The organism is Microbacterium sp. KUDC0406 (genome assembly GCF_021582875.1).
In the GTDB taxonomy this organism is placed as follows: Bacteria; Actinomycetota; Actinomycetes; order Actinomycetales; family Microbacteriaceae; genus Microbacterium.
In genome coordinates, this window is record NZ_CP091138.1 from 2,697,813 (window position 1) to 2,721,624 (window position 23,812).

19 protein-coding genes and 2 pseudogenes are annotated in these 23,812 nt (G+C 69.0%); 10 read left to right on the forward strand and 11 right to left on the reverse strand.

The window, feature by feature from the left end:
• The first annotated feature begins 35 nt into the window (after positions 1 to 35).
• Together L2X99_RS13410 and L2X99_RS13415 are read left to right on the forward strand one after the other, a co-directional pair.
• Positions 36 to 1,346, forward strand: a complete 1,311-nt coding sequence (locus L2X99_RS13410) for an NAD(P)-binding domain-containing protein (protein WP_236126295.1) — start codon at positions 36 to 38, stop codon at positions 1,344 to 1,346.
• The gene (locus L2X99_RS13415; RefSeq protein WP_236126294.1) at positions 1,343 to 1,744 is read left to right on the forward strand and encodes an arsenate reductase ArsC; all 402 of its coding nucleotides are present in this window, start codon (positions 1,343 to 1,345) and stop codon (positions 1,742 to 1,744) included. The genes L2X99_RS13410 and L2X99_RS13415 overlap by 4 nt, the downstream gene beginning before the upstream one ends.
• A gap of 222 nt (positions 1,745 to 1,966) precedes the next feature.
• Here L2X99_RS13415 and gnd read toward each other — a convergent pair whose 3' ends face one another.
• Positions 1,967 to 3,031 carry a phosphogluconate dehydrogenase (NAD(+)-dependent, decarboxylating) gene (gene gnd / locus L2X99_RS13420; protein ID WP_236126293.1) on the reverse strand — a complete coding sequence of 355 codons (1,065 nt, stop codon included), beginning with the start codon at positions 3,029 to 3,031 and terminating at the stop codon, positions 1,967 to 1,969.
• 76 nt (positions 3,032 to 3,107) lie between these two features.
• Positions 3,108 to 4,046 (reverse strand): LysR family transcriptional regulator, encoded by a 939-nt coding sequence (locus L2X99_RS13425; RefSeq protein ID WP_236126292.1) that lies wholly within the window; start codon positions 4,044 to 4,046, stop codon positions 3,108 to 3,110.
• 148 nt (positions 4,047 to 4,194) lie between these two features.
• Here L2X99_RS13425 and L2X99_RS13430 point away from each other — a divergent pair, with 148 nt between their 5' ends.
• The 3 genes from L2X99_RS13430 to L2X99_RS13440 are packed head-to-tail and all read left to right on the forward strand — an operon-like array spanning position 4,195 to position 7,451.
• Positions 4,195 to 5,574, forward strand: a complete 1,380-nt coding sequence (locus tag L2X99_RS13430; RefSeq protein ID WP_236135241.1) for an MFS transporter — start codon at positions 4,195 to 4,197, stop codon at positions 5,572 to 5,574.
• Positions 5,575 to 5,613: 39 nt separating this feature from the next.
• A complete protein-coding gene (locus tag L2X99_RS13435) occupies positions 5,614 to 6,834 on the forward strand; it encodes an FAD-dependent monooxygenase (protein WP_236126291.1) in 1,221 nt (406 codons plus the stop codon).
• Complete coding sequence (locus L2X99_RS13440; RefSeq protein WP_236126290.1) at positions 6,831 to 7,451, forward strand: NADPH-dependent F420 reductase; 621 nt, start codon at positions 6,831 to 6,833, stop codon at positions 7,449 to 7,451. Before L2X99_RS13435 ends, L2X99_RS13440 begins: the two co-directional genes overlap by 4 nt.
• A gap of 56 nt (positions 7,452 to 7,507) precedes the next feature.
• Here the strand turns inward: L2X99_RS13440 and L2X99_RS13445 are convergent.
• A pseudogene (locus L2X99_RS13445) lies at positions 7,508 to 9,794 on the reverse strand (glycoside hydrolase family 3 C-terminal domain-containing protein).
• 97 nt (positions 9,795 to 9,891) lie between these two features.
• On the opposite strand from L2X99_RS13445, the gene L2X99_RS13450 reads away from it, so the two are divergent.
• The 3 genes from L2X99_RS13450 to L2X99_RS13460 all read left to right on the forward strand — a co-directional run bounded on the left by L2X99_RS13450 (position 9,892) and on the right by L2X99_RS13460 (position 12,202).
• A complete protein-coding gene (locus L2X99_RS13450) occupies positions 9,892 to 10,467 on the forward strand; it encodes a TetR/AcrR family transcriptional regulator (RefSeq protein ID WP_236126288.1) in 576 nt (191 codons plus the stop codon).
• A gap of 4 nt (positions 10,468 to 10,471) precedes the next feature.
• Positions 10,472 to 11,422, forward strand: coding sequence for a Gfo/Idh/MocA family protein (locus L2X99_RS13455; RefSeq protein ID WP_236126287.1), 951 nt, complete (start codon positions 10,472 to 10,474; stop codon positions 11,420 to 11,422).
• An 84-nt stretch (positions 11,423 to 11,506) separates the two neighbouring features.
• Complete coding sequence (locus tag L2X99_RS13460; RefSeq protein ID WP_236126286.1) at positions 11,507 to 12,202, forward strand: SGNH/GDSL hydrolase family protein; 696 nt, start codon at positions 11,507 to 11,509, stop codon at positions 12,200 to 12,202.
• A gap of 23 nt (positions 12,203 to 12,225) precedes the next feature.
• Here the strand turns inward: L2X99_RS13460 and L2X99_RS13465 are convergent.
• From L2X99_RS13465 to L2X99_RS13485, 5 genes and pseudogenes are all read right to left on the reverse strand, one after another.
• Positions 12,226 to 13,684: pseudogene (locus L2X99_RS13465) on the reverse strand (lipase maturation factor family protein).
• 106 nt (positions 13,685 to 13,790) lie between these two features.
• Positions 13,791 to 14,717: a glycine betaine ABC transporter substrate-binding protein gene (locus L2X99_RS13470; RefSeq protein ID WP_236126284.1), complete on the reverse strand. Its 927-nt coding sequence runs from the start codon at positions 14,715 to 14,717 to the stop codon at positions 13,791 to 13,793.
• A gap of 48 nt (positions 14,718 to 14,765) precedes the next feature.
• A complete protein-coding gene (locus L2X99_RS13475) occupies positions 14,766 to 15,731 on the reverse strand; it encodes an ABC transporter permease (protein ID WP_236135242.1) in 966 nt (321 codons plus the stop codon).
• Positions 15,731 to 17,074 (reverse strand): quaternary amine ABC transporter ATP-binding protein, encoded by a 1,344-nt coding sequence (locus L2X99_RS13480; protein WP_236135243.1) that lies wholly within the window; start codon positions 17,072 to 17,074, stop codon positions 15,731 to 15,733. The genes L2X99_RS13475 and L2X99_RS13480 overlap by 1 nt, the downstream gene beginning before the upstream one ends.
• A gap of 275 nt (positions 17,075 to 17,349) precedes the next feature.
• The gene (locus L2X99_RS13485) at positions 17,350 to 18,681 is read right to left on the reverse strand and encodes a class I SAM-dependent methyltransferase (protein WP_236126283.1); all 1,332 of its coding nucleotides are present in this window, start codon (positions 18,679 to 18,681) and stop codon (positions 17,350 to 17,352) included.
• An 89-nt stretch (positions 18,682 to 18,770) separates the two neighbouring features.
• Here L2X99_RS13485 and L2X99_RS13490 point away from each other — a divergent pair, with 89 nt between their 5' ends.
• Positions 18,771 to 20,744 carry a DUF5107 domain-containing protein gene (locus tag L2X99_RS13490; RefSeq protein WP_236135244.1) on the forward strand — a complete coding sequence of 658 codons (1,974 nt, stop codon included), beginning with the start codon at positions 18,771 to 18,773 and terminating at the stop codon, positions 20,742 to 20,744.
• 111 nt (positions 20,745 to 20,855) lie between these two features.
• Here L2X99_RS13490 and L2X99_RS13495 read toward each other — a convergent pair whose 3' ends face one another.
• Positions 20,856 to 21,470 carry an ArsR/SmtB family transcription factor gene (locus L2X99_RS13495; RefSeq protein WP_236135245.1) on the reverse strand — a complete coding sequence of 205 codons (615 nt, stop codon included), beginning with the start codon at positions 21,468 to 21,470 and terminating at the stop codon, positions 20,856 to 20,858.
• 76 nt (positions 21,471 to 21,546) lie between these two features.
• Here L2X99_RS13495 and L2X99_RS13500 point away from each other — a divergent pair, with 76 nt between their 5' ends.
• The gene (locus tag L2X99_RS13500) at positions 21,547 to 22,887 is read left to right on the forward strand and encodes an MFS transporter (RefSeq protein ID WP_236126281.1); all 1,341 of its coding nucleotides are present in this window, start codon (positions 21,547 to 21,549) and stop codon (positions 22,885 to 22,887) included.
• A 23-nt stretch (positions 22,888 to 22,910) separates the two neighbouring features.
• On the opposite strand, the gene L2X99_RS13505 is transcribed toward L2X99_RS13500, so the two are convergent.
• Both L2X99_RS13505 and L2X99_RS13510 read right to left on the reverse strand, forming a co-directional pair.
• A complete protein-coding gene (locus tag L2X99_RS13505) occupies positions 22,911 to 23,474 on the reverse strand; it encodes a winged helix-turn-helix domain-containing protein (RefSeq protein WP_236126280.1) in 564 nt (187 codons plus the stop codon).
• A gap of 59 nt (positions 23,475 to 23,533) precedes the next feature.
• Entirely contained in the window at positions 23,534 to 23,755 is a 222-nt protein-coding gene (locus L2X99_RS13510; protein ID WP_236126279.1) for a hypothetical protein, read from the reverse strand.
• Between the last annotated feature and the right edge of the window lie 57 nt (positions 23,756 to 23,812).

Genomic DNA, 23,812 nt, shown 5'->3' on the forward strand with positions numbered 1-23,812 from the left:
TTTCATATTGAAGTCCTTCAATTCGAGGAGATGTCATGTCCGAGCTTCCCGTCGTCGTCATCGGAGCGGGCCCGCAGGGCCTCGCCGCTGCTGCGCACCTGACCGAGCGCGGTCTTGACGCGATCGTCGTCGAGCGCGGCGAGAGCGCCGCCGCGGCAGTCACCGAGTGGGGTCACGTCCGCCTGTTCTCCGCCTGGCCCGAACTGACGGATGCCGCAGCGCGGCGCCTTCTCGAACCATCCGGCTGGAGGGCGCCCACGAGCGGCTACCCGACCGGTGCGGACTGGGTGCGGGACTACCTCGCGCCCCTCGCCGAGGCCCTCGGCGACCGGGTCCGCTACGGAACGACGGTGACCGGAATCGCACGCCGAGGCCGCGACAAGGTCGTGGACAGCGGACGAAGGAGCCAGCCGTTCGTGGTGCACACGGTCGACCAGGGCGGTCAGGAGGGACGCATCCTCGCCAGCTCGGTGATCGACGCGACCGGCACCTGGTCGCTGCCGAACCCCGCCGGTGCGGACGGATTCCCGGCGGTGGGCGAAGCCTCCGCGGCGGATCACATCTCGTACCGCATCCCCGACGACGTCTCCGACCTCGCCGGCTCCCACGTCGTCGTGGTCGGCGCCGGCCATTCCGCCACGCACACCGTGCTGCGGCTGAGCGAACTCGCCCGGCGCGAGCCCGGCACGCGGGTCACCTGGCTGCTGCGCCGGGGCAGCGCCACGAACGTGTTCGGCGGCGGTGCGGGCGATGAGCTTCCCGAGCGGGCTGCGCTGGGTTCCCGCGCCCGCAAGGTGATCGATGCGGGAGTCGTCGACCTCGTCACCGGCTTCCGGGTCGCGCAGTTCACGCAGGATGGCGTCGCCCTGACGGTCCGCTCCGAGGACGATCGCGAGATCAACGACGTCGCCCACGTCTTCGCCCTCACCGGGTTCCGCCCCGACACCGGCATCCTCCGCGAGCTGCGCATCGACCTGGACACGTCGCTGGAGGCGGTGGCCGGCATCGCGGCCGAGATCGACCCGAACATCCACTCCTGCGGATCGGTCGGAGCGACCGGCGCGCGCCAGCTCGCGCAGCCCGAGCAGGGGCTGTTCATCGTCGGTACGAAGTCGTACGGACGGGCGCCGACGTTCCTCGCTCTGACGGGTTACGAGCAGGTGCGCAGCGTGGTCGCGCACCTCGCCGGCGACCACGAGGCCGCGGATCGCAGCGATCTCGTGCTCCCCGACACCGGGGTCTGCGGCGGCGCCGGCGGGTTCGACGTCGAGGAAGCCGGATGCTGCGCGGCTCCCGCCCCCGCCGTCGCATCTGGCGATCGCCCCCTGCTCGGAGTGCTCCCATGACCAAGCCCTCCGTCCTCTTCGTCTGCGTTCACAACGCCGGGCGCTCGCAGATGGCCGCCGGGTTCCTGCGCGAACTCGCCGGCGATCGCATCGAGGTCCGCTCAGCGGGGTCGCTGCCCGCCGAGCGGATCAACCCGGTCGCTGTCGAGGCGATGGCAGAGCTCGGCATCGACATCACCACCGAGCAGCCGAAGGTGCTGACGACCGAAGCCGTGCAGGCATCCGATGTGGTCATCACGATGGGATGCGGCGACTCCTGCCCGGTCTTCCCCGGCAAGCGCTACGAGGACTGGAAGCTCGACGACCCGGCCGGCCAGGGCATCGATGCCGTGCGCCCGACCCGCGACGAGATCCGTCGCCGCATCGAGGGGCTGGTCGGCTCCTTCCCCGTCCGTTGAGTGAGGGAGGCCGGTCGTTGAGCGAGGAGCGCCAGCGACGAGCGAGCGAGCGAGGGAAGTCGAAGTGACGAAACGGTCTCACGTCAGCTGAATGCGTTTCGTCTCGCTCCGCTCGCTCAACGACCCGAGAGGTGATGCGTTTCGTCTCGCTCCGCTCGCTCAACGACCGGAGAGGTGATGCGTTTTGTCTCGCTGCGCTCGCTCAACGACCGGGCGGCTCGCTCAACGAGCGGGCGGGGAATCCGACTTGCGTCCGCCGGCCTCGAGCACGTCGCCGGCGGGCAGCTCCTGGTGGCCCCCAAACTGCAGCCGCATCGCGGACAGCACCTGGTTGGCGAAGTGGTCCTCGTCGCGCGAGGCGAACCGCTCGAACAGCGATGCGGCGAGCACCGGCACCGGCACGCCCACGTCGACCGCGGCCTTCACCGTCCACCGTCCCTCGCCCGAGTCCGACACGCGTCCGGCCAGCCCGGACAGCGTCGGGTTCTCGTTCAGCGCGGCCGCGGTCAGGTCGAGCAGCCACGACGACACCACCGACCCGCGGCGCCACAGCTCGGTGACCTTCGCGGTGTCGATCGGGAACTGGTAGAACTCCGGCTCTTCCAGCGGCGCGATCTCGGCGGAGTGCGCGGCCTCGCGCACTCCGGCATCCGCGTTCTCGAGCAGATTGAGGCCCTCGGCGAGCGCGGCCATGATGCCGTACTCGATGCCGTTGTGCACCATCTTCACGAAGTGTCCCGCACCCGACGGTCCGCAGTGCAGGTAGCCCTGCTCCTCGGGCGCGAGCGCTCCGGTGCGTCCGGGTGTGCGTTCGATCTCGCCGGGCCCCGGCGCGATCGTCTTCAGCAGCGGCTCGATGTGGTTCACCGCGACATCCGTGCCGCCGACCATCAGGCAGTAGCCGCGCTCCAGCCCGAACACGCCGCCGCTGGTGCCGGCATCCACGTACTCGATGCCGCGCTCGCGCAGCGCGGCGGCCCGGCGCACGTCGTCACGATAGTTCGAGTTGCCGCCGTCGATGATGATGTCGCCGGGCTCGAGCACCGCCGAGACCTCGTCGACGACCTTGCCGGTCAGCGAGGCGGGCACCATCAGCCAGACCACGCGCGGCGTCTGCAGCTTCGCGGCGAAGTCCGCGAGATCGGATGCTCCGGTCGCGCCCTCCGCGGCGAGCGCCGCGACCGCGTCGGAACTGACGTCGTAGACCACGCAGTCGTGTCCGTCGCGCATCAGCCGGCGCACGATGTTGGCGCCCATCCGGCCCAGTCCGATCATTCCCAGTTGCATGGTGTCTCCTCAAGGCTCAGGTCCGTCTCCATCGTCCTGCACACCCGCCCGCAGGGCAACGACCGGTGGATGCCGATCAGTCCGAGGTCCCATCCAGAGCGGCATCCGCGCGACCGTAGCCGCCGAGCTTCTCCACCGCGAAGTCGAGAACGGCCGAGGCGCGCGGAGTGAGCTTCATGTCGGCCGGCCACAGGCCCACCACATGCGAGAGCGTGACCGGCGGATCGAGGGGGCGAATGACGATCGGCCGCCCCTCTGTGCTCATCGGGAGCGTGTGCGGCCGGGACATCAGCAGTCCATAGCCCAGGCCGCGTCCCACGAGCGCCTCGACGAGGCTGAGCTGAGTGACCTTGGCGACGATCCGGGGCTCGAGTCCGCGGGCCGCGAAGGCGTCCGTCACGTTGCGGGTGCCCGGCGCCACGTCGTACAGGATGTAGGGCTCGTCGGCGAGGTCGGCGAGATCCACCGTCTCGGCGACCGCCAGCGGGTGATCGGGATGCAGGTGCACCTGAAGCTCGGTCGCGTAGATCCGGCGTCGCCGGTACCCGATCGGCAGCGACACGTCGAACACCAGAGCGACGTCGAGACGCCCTCCTTCGAGCGCGGCGAGCAGCTCCTCGTTGGTGCCCACCATGATCTCGAGCTCGACTCCCGGATGCCGCTTCGGGAAGCCCTCCAGAAGCTCGGGGACCACGTTGGTGGCGAAACTCGAGTAGCAGCCCAGCTTCGCGGGTCCGCGCAGCCCCTGGTCGCGCCCGACACCGAGGACCAACTCTTGCGTGTCGGCGATGATCCTGCGTGCCTGATCGGCGAACTGCTGACCGGTTGGCGTGAGCGTGAGGCCGCGCGCCTTGCGCCGTACGCACAGCTGCTCGCCCACCGCTTTCTCGAGGCTCGTCACGGCCTGCGACAGCGCGGATTCCGAGATGTGCAGGTGGGCCGCTGCCGCACTGAGCGTGGAGAAGTTCGGCAGGGCGGCGAACAGTTCGAGCTGCCTCAGGCTGACATCGACCACGGCTTCCTCTCCCTCTTCTTCTTCAGTTGCCTCGAACTATATCCACGAATAACCGTGATTTACACACAGACATGTCTGTCGCACGATGAGAGCAACCCGATTCCCCGCTCCTCCTCCGGAGGGCTGAACAATGACGTTAGGGACGACGATGACCACCTCAGTTGCCGCCGGCAACGCCACCTCACAGCGCAGGATCGCCTTCGCGACGATCATCGGCACCACTATCGAGTGGTACGACTTCTTCATCTACGCCACGTGCGCAGGACTCGTGTTCGCCCAGCTGTTCTTCCAGCCGGCGGGCAAGGACATCGCGCTCCTGCTCTCATTCGCCACTGTCGGCATCTCGTTCCTGTTCCGGCCGCTCGGGGCCTTCCTCGCCGGGCACTTCGGCGACATCATCGGGCGACGCGCGATGCTGGTCGCCACCCTGGTGCTGATGGGAACGGCGACGACGCTCATCGGCGTGCTGCCGACCTTCGCCCAGATCGGCATCTCCGCGCCGATCCTGCTGCTCCTGCTCCGCATCCTGCAGGGCCTGTCGGCCGGAGGCGAATGGGGCGGCGCCGTACTGATGGCCGTCGAGCACGCGCCTGCCGGTCGCCGGGGCCGCGCCGGCGCCTGGCCTCAGCTCGGTGTCCCGCTCGGCTTCCTGCTGGCGTCGGGCATGACCGCACTGATGACCGGCGTCGTCTCCCCCGGTGAGGCCTTCCTGCAGTGGGGGTGGCGCGTGCCGTTCCTGGTGAGCATCGTGCTGATCGTCGTCGGCTTCGTCATCCGCCGCTCCGTCGAGGAGAGCCCGGTGTTCGCCGAGATCGCCCAGCGCGGAAAGCAGGCGAGCCTGCCGATCGTCACGCTCTTCAAGCGCCACTGGTACCTCGTAGTGCTCGCCGCCCTGGTATTCGTGGGCAACGGGACCCTCGGCTACATGACCACCGGCGGATTCCTCAACAACTACGCGATCAGCGTGCAGCAGCTGGACACCACCTCTGTCCTTGTCGCCGCGGTCTTCGCCGCTGCGGTGTGGTTCTTCTCGACCCTGCTCGCGGGACACCTCGCAGACGTGATCGGCCGGCGGAACACCTTCCTCATCGGCTTCGCGCTGCAGGCGATCATCGTCTTCCCGGTGTTCTGGCTCGTCGACGCCGGTGGCCTGCCGGGGCTCTACATCGCGCTGCTGCTGATCTCCACCGGCCTCGGTCTCACGTACGGACCGCTGGCGGCGTGGTACGCGGAGATCTTCCCGGCATCCATCCGCTTCTCGGGCGTCTCGATCACCTACGCGATCGGCGCCGTGCTGGGCGGCGCGTTCGCTCCGATGATCGCGCAGATGCTGCTGGATGCCACCGGCACCACTGCGGCGGTCTCGTCGTACCTGCTGGTCGCCACCCTGCTGGGTGCGGGCGCGACGCTGTGCCTGCGCGATCGCTCCGGCATCCCGCTCGGGCCGGACGCCGAGGCCGAGCAGGCCGCCGGGGCGACGATCTTCGGTCCGGGTGCTCCCGCAGATGCGCTCACCGGAGCACGGTAAGGAAGGGCACGTGGTGCGCAGGACAGTCAGGGAGAAGCGATGGTAGGTCGAAACACCAGGATCGCGATCATCGGCGGAGGGATGGGCGGACTCACCGCCGCCATCGCGCTGACCAGGATCGCCGGAGTCCAGGTCACCGTGTTCGAACAGGCGAGTCGGCTGGGCGAGGTGGGCGCCGGCGTCACGATCGCACCGAATGCCGCACGCGTCCTCGACAGCCTCGGCGTGCTCGATCGGGTCCGCAGCGCGGGAGCGGTCCCCGACGGACACGGCGTCTACCTGGACGCCATGGGCGGCATGGTCACCGACGCCGCCTGGGAGGACACGGCAGGGCAGTACCAGAACATCGGGATGTACCGCCCCGACCTCATCGACGCCCTCGCCGAGCAGGTCGACCCCGCGAAGGTTCGCCTCGGCCATCGGCTGAGGTCGGTCGAGAGAGACGGCGCCGGCGTGCGTACGACGTTCGAGAACGGCGTGGAGGAGGTCTTCGACGCGGTCATCGGCGCCGATGGCATCCACTCGGTCGTCCGCGGAGCGGTCGACCAGCATCCTGAACCGGTCTACTCGGGGTACATCGTCTATCGCGGAGTCATGGACGCCTCGCGCCTGCCCGCGGACTGGCCCATGATCAGCCAGGTGTGGATGGGCGACAGCCGGCACTTCATGGCCTATCCGCTGCAGCAGCGCAGACTCTTCAACTTCGTCGCCGGCATTCCGAGCGATCGGCCGCTGGACGGGCCGTGGTCCGGCCCGGCGGAGGTGAGTGAGCTCGCTGCCGAGTTCTCAGGCGAAGGCTGGGACCCGCGGCTCCAGCACTTCATCAGCCTCATCGACAAGACGTTCTGGTGGGGCCTGTTCGACCACGAGCCCCTCACGAACTGGTCACGGGGACCCATCACGCTGCTCGGCGACGCCGCGCACACGATGCTGCCGCATCAGGGTCAGGGCGTGAGCCAGGCGATCGAGGACAGTATGGCGCTGGCCACGTTCCTCGCCGCCGCGGACGACGTCTCCGACATCCCGGAGGCATTCCGTCGCTACACCGCGATCCGCATGCAGCGCACCGCGATCCTGCAGCACGGCTCGCGTCGTGCCGGTGCGATGTTCGACGCGCAGCACGAGTTCCAGGATCTGATGAAGCGCGACGCCGACATCCGTGTCGGCCGCGACTTCCGTCGAGGCGCGGTGTTCGACTACGACGCACGGAAGGTGGCTGAGCAGGCGCTCAGCCGTTTCAGGAAGGTCCAGTTCGCATGACTTCGATCAGCATCATCGGCAGCGGCAAGATGAGCGGCGCGATCTCCGAGGTCGCTATGCGCGCCGGCGCCGGCATCCAGATCATCAAGCGCAGTGCGGCAAGCATGTCCGCGGCACGCCCAGGTCTCGAGTACGGCGTCATGGGCGACGAGCTCACCGGCGACCTCGTCGTGCTCGCCGTGCCGTACAGCGCGTACTCGGGCATCCTCGAGCACTACCGGGATCAGCTCAGCGAGAAGGTCGTCATCGACATCAGCAACCCCATCGACTTCTCCACCTACGATCAGCTGAAGTCGCCCGCCGATTCGTCGACGGCCGCCGAGCTGGCGAAGATGCTCCCGGAGGGAGCGGCCGTCGTGAAGGCGTTCAACGTCAATCTCGGTGACACGCTGACCAGCGGCACGAACGGCACGACGCCGACGACGGTGCTGTACGCCGGGGACTACGCGGACGCGAAGATGCGGGTCGCCGCGCTCATCGAGGCGTCCGGCATGCGGGCCGTCGACGCCGGGCCGCTGACGCGCGCGCGGGAGCTCGAGGCGGTGGGGTTCCTGCAGATCGTCATGGCCGCGCTCGGGAAGACCCGCTACGAGTCGGGGTTCGCGCTGCTGCCATAGGGCCGGCGGATGCCGGATGCCCCGCCCCTCGATCGAGGGGCGGGGCATCCGTGCGTTCAGGCCTGCCCGGCCGCAGCGTTCGCGCCGGCGATCAACTGCTCGATCTGCTCGTGGGTCACCGGTACCCCCGGGAAGCCGACGACGCGACCGATGGGGAACGACGCCATCATCTTCTGCATCGCGTTCTCGTTCTGCATCATCGACGCCCCTGCGGCATCCGTCGCTCCGAGCCCGTCGGCGAGGCCTGCGAGCGCCTCCTGCACGATCGGACCGGCGAACGGGTCGGTCAGCAGGTCGCCGATCGACGAGTTCAGCGTCAGCGGCAGGCGCACGTCGTCGCCCGCCACGGTGACAGAGGTCGACGAGCGGATGTCGCGGCTCGATGCCGCAACCTCGACCACGTACTCGCCGCCCTCGACCACGAACCGGTCGACCCGGATGTCCCAGTACGCGAGGTCCTCACGGCGCACCACCAGCTCGACCGCGCGGGTCTCGCCGGCCGGGATCTCGATCGAGGCGAACGCCTTCAGCTCGCGCGGCGCGCGCTGCACGATCGACTCCGGCAGCGACGTGTACACCTGCACGACCTCGCGGCCGTCACGCTGACCGGTGTTGCTCACCTCGACACGGACGACGACGTCACCGGCATCCGTCACGGACGCCGAGACCTGGCCGTACTCGAACGTCGTGTACGACAGGCCGTGGCCGAACGGGTACACGACGTCGAGGCCCTTCGCGTCATACCAGCGATAGCCGACCAGGATGCCCTCGCCGTAGCGGACGTGGCCGAACTCGCCGGGGAAGCTGCCGAACGACGGGTTGTCCTCGAGCCGGACGGGGACGGTCTCGGTGAGCCGGCCGGAGGGGTTCACCGCGCCGTACAGCACGTCGGCGATCGCACCGCCGCCGGCCTGGCCGAGCAGCCATGACTCCACGATCGCCGGCACGCGGTCTGCGAACGGCAGCGCCACGACTCCGCCGTTCGAGAGCACGACGGCCGTGTTCGGGTTGACGGCGAGCACGGCGTCGAGCACGGCGAGCTGTTCGGCGGGCAGGTCGATGTGCTCGCGGTCGAAGCCCTCGGACTCGTCCTGCGCGGGCAGGCCGAGGAAGACCACCGCGACCTCTGCGGCGGATGCCGGCGGCGACCGCCTCGTCACGCAGTTCGCCGACGGAGCGGCCGGATGCCGCGACCGTCCCGCCGGGAACCGCGAAGCCCGGTGCGTATGAGACGGCGTCGCCGCCGACCTCGCGCAGCGCGTCGAGCGCGGCATCCAGCCGGGTGGGGTTGATCAGCGACGAACCGGCGCCCTGGAAGCGCGGCTCGGCGGCGAACGCCCCGATCACCGCGACCTTCTGCGCGGGCGCGAACGGCAAGAGGGCGCCGTCGTTCTTCAGCAGCACGATCGACCGGCCGGCAGCCTCACGGGCCAGGGCGTGGTGCGCGTCGATGTCGAGCGGGCCCGCGGCAGCCGAGCGCTCTCCCGCCTTGCGCACCAGGTCGAGGGCGCGGGACGCCGCGGTGTCGAGCACGCTCTCCGCGAGCTCCCCGGACTGCACGGCGGCCACGAGCTGAGCATCCGTCCGTCCTCCGGACGCGGGCATCTCGAGATCGAGCCCTGCGGCGACGCCTGCGACGCGGTCGTTCACCGCGCCCCAGTCCGACACCACCAGCCCGTCGAAGCCCCAGTCGTCACGCAGCACGCGGGTGAGCAGCCAGGGGTCCTCCGAGGCGTACACGCCGTTGATCCGGTTGTACGAGCACATCACCGTCCATGGTGCGGCGTCCTTGACGACCCGCTCGAAGCCGCGCAGGTAGATCTCATGCAGCGGACGCGGGTCGATGTCGGAGCTCGCTCGCATGCGATCGAACTCCTGGTTGTTCGCGGCGAAATGCTTGAGCGAGCTGCCCACGCCCTGCGACTGGATGCCGCGGACGGAGGCCGCGCCGAGCACGCCCGAGACGATCGGGTCCTCGGAGAAGTACTCGAAGTTGCGGCCGCACAGCGGCGAGCGCTTGATGTTGATGCCGGGTCCCAGCACCACGGCGACGTCCTCGATCGCCGCCTCCACACCGATCGCGGCGCCGACGCGCTCGACGAGCTCGGGATCGAACGACGAGCCGAGGCCGACCGCCGGCGGGAAGCAGGTCGCGGGCACGCTGTCGGCGATGCCCAGATGATCACTGCCGCCGGCCTGCTTGCGCAGTCCGTGCGGGCCGTCGGTCATCATGATCGACGCGACGCCGGCTCTTTCGACGGCCTTCGTGGTCCAGAAGTCCGCCCCACTGGTGAGCGACGCCTTCTCCTCGAGGGTGAGGTCGGATGCCTGGATCTCGGTCATTGCGCTCCCTTTCGGACCTGCGGACGGCGGTGTCATGCGAAAACTATATGGGGTTCAATTTCCAAAATCAAACACCGTTCAGGATTAGGCTCGGGGGATGGCACGAAGAGGTTCGTACGCGAAAGGGATCGCCCGGCGCGAGGAGATCCTGGACAGCGCGCTCGACGTGATCGGGCGTCGCGGCTATCAGAACGCCTCGCTCAAGGACATCGCCGAGGTCGTCGGGGTGACCCCCGCCGCGCTCCTGCACTACTTCGGAAGCAAGGAGGACCTGTTCACCGCCGTGCTGCGCCGGCGCGACGAGCGCGATGCGATCGACGCCGGCACCGACTTCGACACCGCCCGGGCCGCGTTCATCGCGACGATCCGGCACAACACCGAGGTCCCGGGGCTCATCGAACTGTTCTCACGCCTGTCCGTCGACGCCGTCGATCCCGAGCATCCGGCGCACCAGTACTTCCTCGACCGCAACCGGGGCCTGCGAACCGCCGTGGCGGACAGCCTTTCCCGCGATCCGGCCCACGAGGGAGCGCTCGACCCCGACACGATGGCGCGCATCGTGCAGGCGGTGGCCGACGGGCTGCAGCTGCAGTGGATGATCGACCCGTCGGTCGACATGGCCGGCATCGTGGACAAGCTCATCGACGCGCTGTCGGCGCGGGCGGCAGGATGAACCCATGACCAGGACACTGCGAGTCGGGCTGATCGGTTCCGGCGGGATCGCCCCACCGCACATCGAAGGCCTGCTCGCCCTCGGCGCACAGGTCTCGATCCTGCGACGCACCGGAGCCGCCGAGCTGGCGGCACGATACGACGTCGAGATCGTCGACGACCTCGAGGCGCTGATCGAGAGCTCCGACCTCGTCGACATCATCAGCCCGACGCACACGCACCGAGACATCGCGCTGCGCGCGATCCGCCGAGGCCGACACGTGATCTGCGAGAAGCCGCTCGCGACGACGCCGGAGGACGCCGCGACGATCGTGCGTGCTGCGACGGATGCCGGTGTTCGGCTGTTCCCCGCGCACGTGGTGCGGTACTTCCCGGAGTACTGGCGGATCAAGCAGGCGGTCGATGCGGGAGACATCGGCGCCGTCTCCGAGATCCGGCTGAGCCGCGTCGGTGCCGGGCCAGAAGCTCCGTGGTTCTTCGATGAGAACGCCGGCGGCGGTCTCATCCGCGACCTGATGATCCACGACATCGACCAGGCCCTGTGGCTGGCCGGCCCCGTGGCATCCGTCTCGGCCGTGCAAGATCAGCCGTCGGCGGCGGGCGTCCTGCCCCGCTCCGTCACGGCCGACGTCGTGCTCGCCCATCGCGGCGGCGCTGTCAGCCGCATCCACGGCGGCTGGCTCGGCGCGGGCACGCCGTTCCGCACCGCGATCGAGGTGGTCGGCACGACCGGCCGACTGCGGCACGACAGTGCCGAGGCGCCGGCCGACGGTTATCTGCCGACCGCGGACGCGGGCGAGAGCCCGTACGTCATCCAGCTCACCGACTTCGTCACTGCACTCGGGAACGGCACAGATGCCCGCATCTCACCCGCCGAGGGTGTCAGCGCCGTGACCGTCGTCGACGCCGCCTACAGGTCACTCGCCTCGCACGTCCCCGTCCGCATCCGCCGATGAGAACGCCGCAGCGTGCAAGAAGCAGCGTGACGCACCATTTCTCGTGACGCCGGACGTTTCTCACAGACCCGGAAGAATGACCTCATGACCACCGCCGAGAACGCTCGACTGCAGGCCGCCCTCACTGCCGAAGAACCCTTGACCTGGGTGATCACCGGCGACTCGATCACCCACGGGCTCGTGCACACGCACGGCGGACGCAGCTATCCCGAGCACCTGCACGAGCTGGTCCGCGGCGAGTTGGCCCGCACGCGGGACATCCTGATCAACTCGGCGATCAGCGGGAACAAGATCGTGCAGATCCTCGCCGACTTCGACCGTCGCGTTGCGTCGTGGAACCCCGACGTCGTCACCCTGATGATCGGCACGAACGACTGCTCGACGGCGGTGGCGACGCTTCCGCCGGAGAAGTTCGCCGCATCCATCGCCGAGTTCGTCACGCGCGTGCGCGCTCTGTCCGCCGTGCCGGTGCTGCTGACCCCGCCATCCGTCGACGTCGCGGCTGCACCCGAACGCGCGCGCATCGGCGAGTTCGCGCAGGCCATCCGCGACGTCGCCGCGCACGACGACGTGCTGCTGGTCGACCAGCACGCCCGCTTCGGCGAGATCGGCCATGGCGGGGTGCCGTGGGGCCTCATGAACGACCCGTTCCACCCGAATGCTGCCGGTCATGCCGCGCTCGCCCTCGAGCTCGCGAAGGTGCTCGGCATCCGGCCGGAGCCGTCACGCACGCTGACACTGCTGCAGGCGCAGGTCGCGGCCGGAGCGCTCAATCCCTGAGGATATCTGGACGCCCGCGCACGTCACCGCCCGATCGGGCGCACCAGTACGTGACGCCGGTCGCGCACCCAGACGTCGCCGGTCTCGCGATGCTGCTCCCTGGTCGTGAAGCGGTACCGGTACGAGACCACGCGCACCCATCGCGGCCTCCGACCGTCGAACGGATCCCGGGCGAGCAGGCGCAGCGTCGGAGCATCCGCCTCGAGCAGCCGCACCAGAAACACCGTGAACCAGTCGTCCAGCGAATGGCCCAGGGCAGGAACCACATCAGCCAGTCCAGCCGCAGATGGTACGGCGCGAACTGAGGCGGGATGCGGCCCGGTGCTCCTGGCTTGCCCTTGAAGGCGTACTCGACCCATTCCGCGGCATCCGGATCATCGTCCTCGCTGCCCTCCACCACGTACTCGATGCGCTGCTTCGTCACCGAGCCGAAGGCGCCGTACGCGTTCGCGAGCTGCCACGGATTGAAGCTCGCGTTCATCATCTGCCTCCGCGAGAACAGGTTGCGCAGCGCCGGCCAGCTGATGACGACGTAGAGGACACCGACGGCCGAGGTGATGACGACCCAGTAGATGTCAGGCGTTTCGTCTCGCTTCGCTCGCTCAACGACCGGGATGCCGATGGCCGAGAACGCGAGCACGATCGTCGCCCAGTTCAGCCAGGCGAAGTTGCCGGTGATCACCAGCCAGCACTGCGTGGCGATCACGATCGCTGCCGCGACGGCTCCGACGATGAGCGGTCCTTCGACGAACTCAGGGACCCACGGGGCGACCAGCGACAGGATCGGCACGAACAGGAAGAACGGCACCACCAGCTGGGCGAAGTGGTTGCCGAGCACCTCGCCCTTGTGGAACCAGCGCGGCAGCAGGTGCGCCTGCCGACTGAGCGGTCCGGGCATCGGCTGCGTCTCGTGGTGGTAGGTGAGCGCAGTGAGGTCGCGCCACTCCCGCCCGCCGCGGATCTTGATCATCCCGGCGCCGAACTCGAGCCGGAACACGAGCCACCAGAACAGCACGATCACCACCGTCGGCGCAGACTGGTCACGCGAACCGAGGAAGGCCGCGAGGAACCCGGCCTCGAGCAGCAGCATCTCCCAGCCGAAGGAGTAGAACGTCTGCCCGATCGTCACGACCGACATGTATCCCAGCCACAGCACGAGGAACACGATCATCGGCACCCACGGCGGCGCCAGCTGCGGAACGCCCACGACCAGCAGCGCGGCGAGCACGATGCCGGTCCAGCACAGGGCGACCAGCCGCCGGTCGGTGTACCGGACGAAGCGGAACAGGGTGGGACGCCGCATCCGGTTCTTCCCGCGGCGACCCAGGCGAGCAGGTCTGGCGCCGGCAGCAGCCCGTGCTCGCCGAGCAGCGGACGGAACTGGTTCAGCGTCGAGACGAACGCGACCAGGTACAGCGCCGCGATGCCTCGCTGCAGCACCTCGCGCGCAAGCCAGAAGTCGGGAGCCGCGAACCCGTCCATCCGTCCAGGCTACGTCGCCGCCGTCCGGTCCGGAATCGGGGTTGACACGCGACGGCGCCCCGGCCCGCACGCAGCGGACCGGGGCGCCGGGAGCGTTCTGAGAAGGTCAGTCGACCTCGGTCTCGAACGCGTCGGGGTTGTTCTTCACCCACTCGGTCACGGCCTCGGACTCCTTGCCCTCGCCGTACTCGTTGACCACCAGGTCCTCGAGCTCGCCGTACTGCGCGTCGTCCAGCTTGATGCCGGCGATCAGCTCAGCGGCCTCGGGGTACTTCTCCGAGAAGCCCTTCGTCCCGAGGAAGTGCAGGCCCTCCGGCTCGCCCATGGCGCCCTTCGGGTCCTTCAGGTCCTTCACGTTGTAGGCGTCGTTGGCCCAGAACGGACGCCACAGGGTGACGACGATGTCCTTCTGCGCCTTGATCGCCTTGTCCAGCTCGGTGAGCATGGCCGGCGTCGAGGAGGTGACCAGCTCGTACTCGCCCTCGAGGCCGTACGCGGGGATCATGCTCTCCTGAGTCTGCTTGGTCAGGCCCGCACCCGGCTCGATGCCGATGATCTTGCCGTCGTAGTCGGCGCCCTTGCCCTTGAGGTCCTCGATCGAGTTCAGCTTCGAGTACTCGGGAACGGCGATCGTGAGCTTGGCGTTCGCGTAGTACGAGCCCAGGTCCTCGATCTTGTCGCCGTACTCGTCCATGTAGGACTTGTGCGTGAGCTCGGGCCACGCCGACGGGTAGATGTCGACATCGCCGCGGGCGAGGCCGGTGTAGAGCGGGCCCGCCTCGGTGAGGGTCTTCATCTCGACGTCGTAGCCGATCTTCTCCAGCTGGTTCTGCAGCAGGTAGGCGGTGCTCAGGCCGTCGGTCCAGGACGGCAGGAAGCCGAGCGTGATGGTGCCCTTGTCGCCGGACGCGGTGTCGTCGCCGCCGTCGCTTCCGCTGCCGGTGCCGCCGTCGCCGCCGCTCGCGCAGCCCGCCAGGGCGAGCGCCGCGGTCGCCGCAAGAGCGATGGATGCTGTGAGGTGCCTCTTCTTCATGTTTCTTCCTTTTCGTATGTCATTCATCTCGGGTGCAGGTTCTTCGGGTCAGACGGTCGACTTGCGACGGACCTTCTCGCGCTCGGTGTCCTCATGGATCCGGGCCGCCTCGGCCGCAGCATCCGCCGCCTCGCGCCGCTGCTGCGTGCGCCGCTTCGAGAGCACGCCCAGCAGGGATGCCGTGTTGTCGGCCGGATTGCCGAGCGCGGCGGTGACGCGGTCGAGGAACACGGCGATCAGCACGACGCCCAGGCCCGCCTCGACGCCCTTGGGGATGTTGATCGTCGAGATCGCCTCGACGACGAGCTTGCCCAGGCCGTCGGCGCCGGCCATGCCGGCGATGACCGCCATCGACAGGGCGAGCATGATCACCTGGTTGACACCGGCCATGATCGTGGGCATCGCCAGGGGCAGCTGGATGCCGCCCAGGATCTGCCCGCTCTTCGCGCCGAACGCCTGACCGGCCTCGACGGTCTCGCTGTCGACGCCGCGGATGCCGAGCTCGGTGAGCCGCACCCCCGGGGGCAGCGCGAAGATGACGGTCGCGACCAGGCCCGGCACCACGCCGATGCCGAAGAACACGATCGCCGGGATCAGGTACACGAACGCCGGCATGGTCTGCATGAAGTCGAGGATCGGCTTCAGCACGGCGCCGACCGTGGCGCTGCGCGCCGACCAGATACCGAGCGGGATCGCGATGATCAGCGCGACGATGGTCGCCATCAGCACGAGCGCCAGCGTCTGCATCGCCGGCACCCAGAGGTTCATGCCGACGATCAGCAGGAACGACACGGCGGTGCCGATCGCGAGCTTCCAGGAGCGCACCAGCCAGGCCAGCAGCGCGGCGATGATGATGATCACCGGGAACTGCACAGACAGCAGCATGGCGGTCAGGCCGTCGACCAGGAAGGTGACGACGACGGAGATCGCGTCGAGCACACCGCCGAGATTGGCCTGGATCCAGTCCACGGCCGCGTCGACCCAGTCGCCGATCGGAATGCGGAAACCGTCCATCAGAGCACCTCCCCCTCGTGGGTCGCTGAGCTTGTCGAAGCGTCCGAGAAGGCGACGCCGCCGCCCACCGGCGTGCCGACGGTGTCGGCCGGCTCGCCGAGCACCTCGTTGATGATCGCCTGCGGCATCGGCTGCAGCGGCAGCGTGAGCTCCTCAGTCGCGGTCGTCCCCGGGCCGAGCGCGGCGAGCAGGGTGATGCGCGGGATCACGCCGACCAGGCGGTCCTCGTCGTCGGTGACGGCCAGCGGCAGCACCGACTCGACGGACGGCACGAACAGGTCCATCAGCACCGAGTCCTCGTTCACGCTCTGCGGAACGGGCTTCAGCACCGAGGTGAGCGAGTTCTCGCCCTTGCGCACCAGCTTCACGGCATCCCGGTCTGTGACGATGCCGAGCAGCTTGCGGTCGCGGCCGACGACGTAGGTCGCCGACATGTAGGCGTCGCGCATCTCCCGGAGCGCGGAGCGCGGTCCCGAGGATTCCAGGATCACCGGGCGGGGACGTTCCATGACGTTCGCGGCGGTGAGCACGCGGGCGCGGTCGACATCTTGCACGAACTGCTCGACGTAGTCGTTCGCCGGGTCGGTGAGAATGTCCTCGGGGGTGCCGATCTGCACGATGCGGCCGTCGCGCATGACCGCGATCCGGTCGCCGAGGAACATCGCCTCGTTCAGATCGTGCGTGATGAACACGATGGTCTTCTGCAGCTTCGCCTGCAGTTCGACCAGCTGCTCCTGCATCTCACGGCGGATCAGCGGGTCGAGGGCCGAGAAGGCCTCGTCCATGAGCAGGATGTCGGTGTCGGCGGCGAGAGCGCGGGCGATGCCGACGCGCTGCTGCATTCCGCCGGACAGCTCCTCGGGCAGCTTGTCGCCCCAGCCGCCGAGACCCACCAGGGCGAGGATCTCTTCGGCCTTCTGCAGGCGGTCTGTCTTGCCGACGCCGCGCAGCTCGAGCGGGTAGGCGACGTTCGCGGCGACCGTGCGGTGCGGCAGCAGTGCGAAGTGCTGGAACACCATCGAGATGCTGTCCCGGCGGATCTCGCGCACGCGCCCGGCGGACGCCTGCGTGAGCTCCTCGTCTCCGATGAGGATCTCACCGGAGGTGGTGTCGTGCAGGCCGTTGAGCATGCGGATGAGTGTGGACTTGCCCGATCCGGACAGTCCCATGATGACGAAGATCTCGCCTCTGTTCACCGTGAAGCTCGCGTCGATGACGGCTGCCGTTCCGGCATCCTTCACGTCGTCGCGGGTCTCCCCGGCCTTCAGCCGTTTGACGGCCTGGTTCGGATTCCTGCCGAACACCTTGTACAGATGGCGCGCTTCAAGAGCGGTTTCAGACACACTTCCCCCGGGGCCCACCTCGGGTGCGATGAGCCCGCTTCGGTTACGCCCGGGTGATGATCACAAGGCCGTTCGACTGCGTCGTGCTGGCGGCACAGGCACCGGATTTCGGATCCGGGCAGAGATCACCGACCATACGTCCGCATCTCACACCAGTAAGCACAAAAATCGAAGAAAGACACGGTCGCGGACTGGTCTTGGGCCGTCAGGCCCGCATTCCAACGTAACGAGTGGCTGATCGGGTGGCAAATTCTGTCACCCGATCGTGACCCACGTCAACGCTTGATCGACTGTGTGACGGTGAATTTCGACGTGCGCACGATCTGCTCGGTGATGCCGACCTCGCGGGCAAGGGTGCGGCGGTGATCGAGGTGCGAATTGAACACCGTCCACACCTCTCCGCCCGGCCTCGTCAGCCGCGCGGCGGCCTCGATCAGCCGGCGGCCTGCGGCCTCGTCGACGGCATTCCCCAGGTGGAAAGGCGGATTCAGCAGCACCAGGTCGGCTGTTCCGTCGGCGATCGCGGAACCGGCGTCGTCGAGGGTGACCTCGACGTTCCCGAGGCCGTTCGCGGCCATGGTCGCGCGCGCCGAGCGGACGGCGGCGGCCGAGCGGTCGGTCGCGATCACGCGGGATGCCGGATGGGCGAGCGCGTACGCTGCGGCGAGCGCCCCCGTGCCGCAGCCGAGGTCGATGACCGTCCTCCCCGGGTCGTTGAGCGAGCGAGCCTGCGAGCGAGACGAAACGCTCTCAGCCGCCCACGAGCTCATGACGCCGAGCAGCACCCGCGTCCCGATGTCGATCCGATCCCCCGCGAACGCCCCGCCGTACGCGCACAGCGTGAGCCCGTCCGCCGACCTCCCGACCTCTGCGCGAGATTCTGACGAGGCCTCGACTTCTGCGCGAGACACCTGTTCAGCACGTGGGACTCGCGCAGAAGTCGATGTCTCACTGGGGAAGGAGTGGCGCGAGGAGACGGGGAACGGCGGCGGCCCGTCGGGACGACGCAGGTGTCGTGCGACGACAAGCCGCGATTTCCGCTCGGCGCGCTGCGGCTGCACCTCGCCGAAGTACCGCCTGAGCACCTCGTTCTGCGCGAGTGTCATGTGCTTCACCCGCCCGCCCGCGATGAGCACGGCGTCGGAGTCGGCCCAGCGGGCGATCGCGTCGGCGATCTCGTCCAGCTCGGCGAGCGACTTCGGCAGCTGCAGCAGCACGAGCCGGATGCCGGTGAGCAGACTCTCGTCCAGTTCGCCCTGCGTGTACGTCGGAACCCGCAGACCATCTGGTTCGTCGGCGGCGCGTTCCGACGCGGCACGCCGCGCAGCATCCGCTCCGTCCGTGATCCCCAGCGCGGCGGCGTTGCGCGCCAGCGCTCGCCGCCCCGTCACGAGGTCCTGATGCACCCGGATGCCCGGCATCCCGGCATCCGTGAGGGCCAGCGTGATCGCGCCGTACTCGTCGCCGATGACGGCGATCTCGGCGCCGTGGATGCCGGCGGTGAGCGCCTCCCCGACGAGCAGCTCGTCTGTGGCGTCCCAGGCCTGCAGGTTCGGCGCCTCGACGTCGGGCGTGCGGCGCAGCCGTGTGAAGTCGAACTCGGGCACCCGCTCAGCGTATCCGGCGTCGACCGCCGACCCTCCGCCGGACGCTCTCGCAGCGTTCCGGATGCCGATGGGCCGGGATACTTGATCGCATGGCCGCCTCACTGACGATCGCCTCGCACTCCCTGCCCACCGCACCGGTCGGGGCGGTGAATCCGCTTCCCGCCGTGGCGAGCATGCCGCAGGCTCCGTACGAGGCCTCGACGGAGGGGCTGCCGGAGCGGATCGCATGCGGCATCCGGTACGGGCAGGTGGCCAGCATCCATCCGTACCTGCTGCAGGACTCGTACGGCCGTTCGCGCTCCGAGGAGCCGATGCGGCTCGCGGTGCTCGAGAACGAGCATCTGCGCGCGGAGTTCGCGCTCGACCTGGGCGGGCGACTGATCGGCCTTGTCGACCGGGCGACCGGACGCGACCTGGTCTACCGCAATGAGATGCTGCAGCCGGCGAACCTCGCCCTGCGTGATGCCTGGTTCTCGGGCGGTGCGGAGTGGAACATCGGGATGCGCGGGCACTGGCCCCTCACCTGCGATCCGCTGTATGCCGCATCGGTGATCGGCCCCGACGGCGAGCCGGTGCTGCGCCTGTGGGAGTACGAGCGGGTGCGCGGCCTGATCGTGCAGATCGACGCGACTCTTTCGACCGACGCCCCCGCGCTGCACGTGCGCGTGCGGGTGCGCAACCCGAAGGATGCCGAGACGGGCATGTACTGGTGGACCAACATCGCCGTCGCGCAGTCGCCTGGGAGCAGGGTGTTCGCGCCCGCGAAGATCGCCTACAAGACCGACTACGACGGGTCGCTCGCATCCGTCGACTTCACCCGCGACGACGCCAGCCGTCCGGCGTCGGCTCCCGCCGCGGCCGACTACTTCTTCGACATCCCCTCCGTCGAGACACCGTGGATCGCCGCCCTGGATGCCGGTGGCGCCGGGCTCGCGCACGTCTCGACCGCGCCGCTGACCGGGCGCAAGCTGTTCGTGTGGGGCGACACCACGGGCGGGCGGCGCTGGTGCGACTGGCTGGGCGGCGACACCGGTGCGTACTTCGAGATCCAGGCCGGGCTGGCGACCACGCAGTACGAGCACCTGCCGCTGCCGGGCGGAGCGACGTGGGAGTGGACCGAGACGTTCCTGCCGCTGCAGGTCGACTCCGGATTCTCCGGTGAATGGGCCGAGGCGACCGCAGTCGTCGGTGGAGCGGTGCGCGAGGCGTACGGAGCGGTCGGATCGGCGGGTCTCGAACGGCTGGAGGCGGTGGCCGACGCCGAGCCGGGCGCACTGCTCTCCACGGGGTCGCCGTGGGGCGCCCTGGAGCAGGAGCTGTCGGCCTGGGCCGGCGAGGCATTCTCCAGCCTGCCCGGGGTGCGCTTCTCGCGCGACGGCGCCGAGGGCGCGTACTGGGCGGGCCTGCTCGAGGCGGCGGATGGGACAACTGGGTCCCTGAGGACGACTGGGTCCCTGAGCCCGTCGAAGGGTCCGGGGCCGGATGATCCGTCGATTCCGCCGGCCTCGTACGTCGCCGGCCAGACGTGGGACCGGCTTCTTCAGGCATCCGCTCCGTCCTGGCTGAACTCGTACCATCGCGCGGTCATCGCACATGCTGCCGGCGACCTCGATCGGGCGCTCGCGCTGTACGCGGAGTCCGAGGCGCAGCATCCGACGGCGTGGGCTGCGCGCGGAGCGGCGCAGGCGCTGCTCGCGCGAGGCGACGACCCGTTCGACGCTTTCGAGCGCGCGCATGCGCTGGCGCCGGACAGCGTCACGCTCGCGCTCGAGTTCGGTGCGGCGCTGCTGGATGCCGGGAGCGGTGAGCGCCTGCGCGAGCTGCTCGATGAGCTGCCCGAGGAGGTCGCGCAGCTCGGCCGCTTCCGCATGCTCGCGGTGCGGGCGGCGCTGGCGTCCGGTGACCGGGAGGCGGCCGGCCGCATCCTCGAGGCCGGGTTCGAGGTTCCGGATCTGCGCGAGGGGGAGCTGAGTATGTCGGCCCTGTGGCACCAGGCGTTCCCGGGCCGTCGGATGCCCGCCCAGTACGACTTCGAGATGGCCCCGGACGCGTCCGGGACCTGAAGGCGTTTCGTCTCGCTCCGCTCGCTCAACGACCGGGGCCCCTCTCACGGGTCGTTGAGCGAAGCGACGAAGGAGCGCAGACGAAACGTCGTGACGCGCCTGCCGGACGGGTCAGATCGAGTCGTCAGCCGCCACGATGTCGATCTGCCAGTAGTGCGAGTCCGGATCCGCGGGATCGTGGGCCGCCTTGGCGTCCTCCAGCGCCCTGTTGATCTTCTCCATGACGGCGATGAACTCGGCGCGCGTCAACTTCATGTTCAGCTGATTGAGTGTGCCCCGAGCGACGTCATCGCGCCCACGCGTGTACTCCGGCACCCAACTGATGAATCTCCGCACGAGGTCGTTGTGCTCGTCGACGAGCAGACGCGTGAACGCGGCACCGGCGATCTCGTCCTCATCCTGAATCGGATGCTCAGGGCTGCCCAGCTCCAGCCCGATCTTCCGCGGCCGCCACACCCGATCGCGCCTGTCGCGAGCGAACTCCGGAGCCTCTTCGATGAGCCCGGCATCGGCCAGCACCCGCAGATGGAAGCTGATCGTGTTCGCTGCGACATCCAGCTGCTCGGCCAGATCGGCCGCGCGGGCGTGCTCAAGGCGATTGAGCATGTTCGTGATGCTCCGGCGCAGGGGGTTCGCGAGGGCCTTCAGCATCGCCGAGGTCATCGGAGTAGGGCGCTCATAGGCGCTCTGGGATCCGCGTGGTTCGTCAGCAGCATCCGCCGTCATGCAACCGAGTGTACTCGCAGATAAATTTGCGCGACTTTACTTGCGCAACTTTCCTCGCGGGATTATCGTCGTCACCATGACCTCGTTATGGCGCAATCTGCAGTACGTCTCGTGGCTCGTCAGCGACACGAGTAAGGGTCTCGCCGGTGCGCTGTTCCGGTTTGCCGTGCCGCTGATCGCCCTCTTCGTCACGAACGATCCGGCGCAGGCCGGCATCATCGCCGGCGTCGGCATGGCCGTGAGCGTCTCGCTCACGCTGTTCGGCGGAGTCCTGGCCGACCGTCACCGTCGCCTGACCCTCATGGTCCTGGGCGCGTCGATCGGTGTCGCACTGTCGATCGCGTTCACCCTGTTCGCCCTCGGCGACGCGCTCACGTTCTCGACACTGCTCGCGCTCGAGGTGCTGCTCGCCGCGCGCAGCGGCATCTTCGACCCCTCCGGCGAGGCCGCCCTCAAGGACCTGGTCGCCGCCGACACGATGGGGCGGGCGCAGGCCGCGAACCAGGCTCGGGATGCCGCGCTGCAGCTGGCCGGTGGCCCGATCGGCGGCGCACTGCTGGTCGTCGGCGGCTGGCTGATCGGCGCCGTCATGGCCGCATGCCAGCTGATCTCCGCCATCGCGGCGGCGCTGATCCCCCTGCTGCGCGGGGCGGAGAAGGCGGATGCCGCAAAGGATGCCGACGGGCTCCTGAGCCTGTCGACGGGTCATGACGACGCGTCGACAGGCTCAGCGACCCACGCCGTCGCCAAGCCCAATGCGCTGCGCGAGATCCGGGAGGGATTCGCCTGGCTGTTCTCGCGCCGGGATCTGCGCGGCGTGCTGCTGATCTCGACCGTCATCAACCTCGGCATCAACACCGTCATGACGACGATCGTCTACTCGCTGCAGCAGGACGGCGAGTCACCTGCGGTGATCGGCTGGATCAGCGCCGGGATGGGTGTGATGATGCTCGCCGGCGCACTGATGGCGTCCCCGCTGGTCGGCCGTATCGGTGCCGGCAGGCTGATGATCGTCGGGCTCATCGCACTGTCGATCGGCGCCGCGGCGACGATCTTCACCCGGGATCCTCTGGGGATCGTGCTGGTGATGGCCGTGCCCGGCCTGCTGCTCGCGCCGCTGAACGCGGGCCTCGGCGGCTACTTCATGGTTGCGACGCCGTCGGAGCTGATGGGCCGGGCGAGCAGCGCCTCCGCGGTGTTCGCCATGGGTGCGATGCCGCTGGCTCCGCTGATCGCGGGGTTCGGGCTGTCGCTGGTGGGACGCACCGGCACGATCATGATCGGCGTCGTGCTGTCGCTGGTCGCAACCGCGATGGCGATCACGAACCGTCCGCTGCGCTCGCTCCCCGCCGAGGCGGGGTGGGAGGCGCACGCCGCACAGTTCGCGGATGCCGGCTCCGGGGTGCCCGTCCGCTGACCGGCCGCGCAGCGCGTCCCGGCTCAGAGGGTCTCGTCGCCGGCCAGCAGGTGCACCTGCCAGAGCGGAGCATCCTGGTTCGCGCGGTTCGCGATCGTGAGCTCCTCGATGCGGGTGCGGAAGTCGTGCACCAGCTCGCGGAACTCCGCCTCTGTGAGGCGCGCGTTCAGGAACATGAACGTGCTGTGCCCGTCACTGTCGCCGGGGTTCGCCGTGTGGTGCTCGTTGACCCGTCGCATCAGGTCGAGGTGGTCCTCGTCGAAACCCTGTGAGATGGCGGCGTCGAGCTCGGCGTCACCGGTCGCGCCGACCGTCATGGTGCCCGGGATCGCCTGCCACACCCGATCGCGACGATCACGGGCGTGCTCGGGTGTCTCGCGGATCAGCCCGGCCTCGCCGAGCACGCGAAGGTGGAAGCTGACCTGATTCGCGGGCAGTCCGAGGTCTGCGGCGAGGTCAGCGGCCCGCGCGAAGTCCCGCGCCGCGAGCCGGCGCAGGATGCTGCGCCGAGTGGGGTGCGCCACCGCGCGCAGCATTCCCAGCGACATGGCGGATGCGGGATCCCCGGGCTGCGGATCGTCGACCATGCCCCCATGTTAGTCAGCACTCCTTGCGCACCAACTGTTGCGCAGTCGGCTGCCGCGCGTCAGGGACGCGGACGCGAGCCGATGGCGAGAAGTGCGATGTCCAGAGCTCGCGGGTCCTTCGCGCGGGTGCGCGACTGCTGAAGCAGCTCGAGCTCGTGGCGGCGCGATTCGGCACGCAGTTCGCGCCTGTGTCGGATGGCGGCGATGAGGGCGGTCGCCAGTCTCAGCAGTGCACGCTCTGCGGCGGTCGGCGATGCGAGGTGCGATGTCACGGCAGTCATGTCACCGTTCTCCTGTCTTCCGCGGTGTGAGAGGCAAGCATCCCGCGCCCTTCGTCG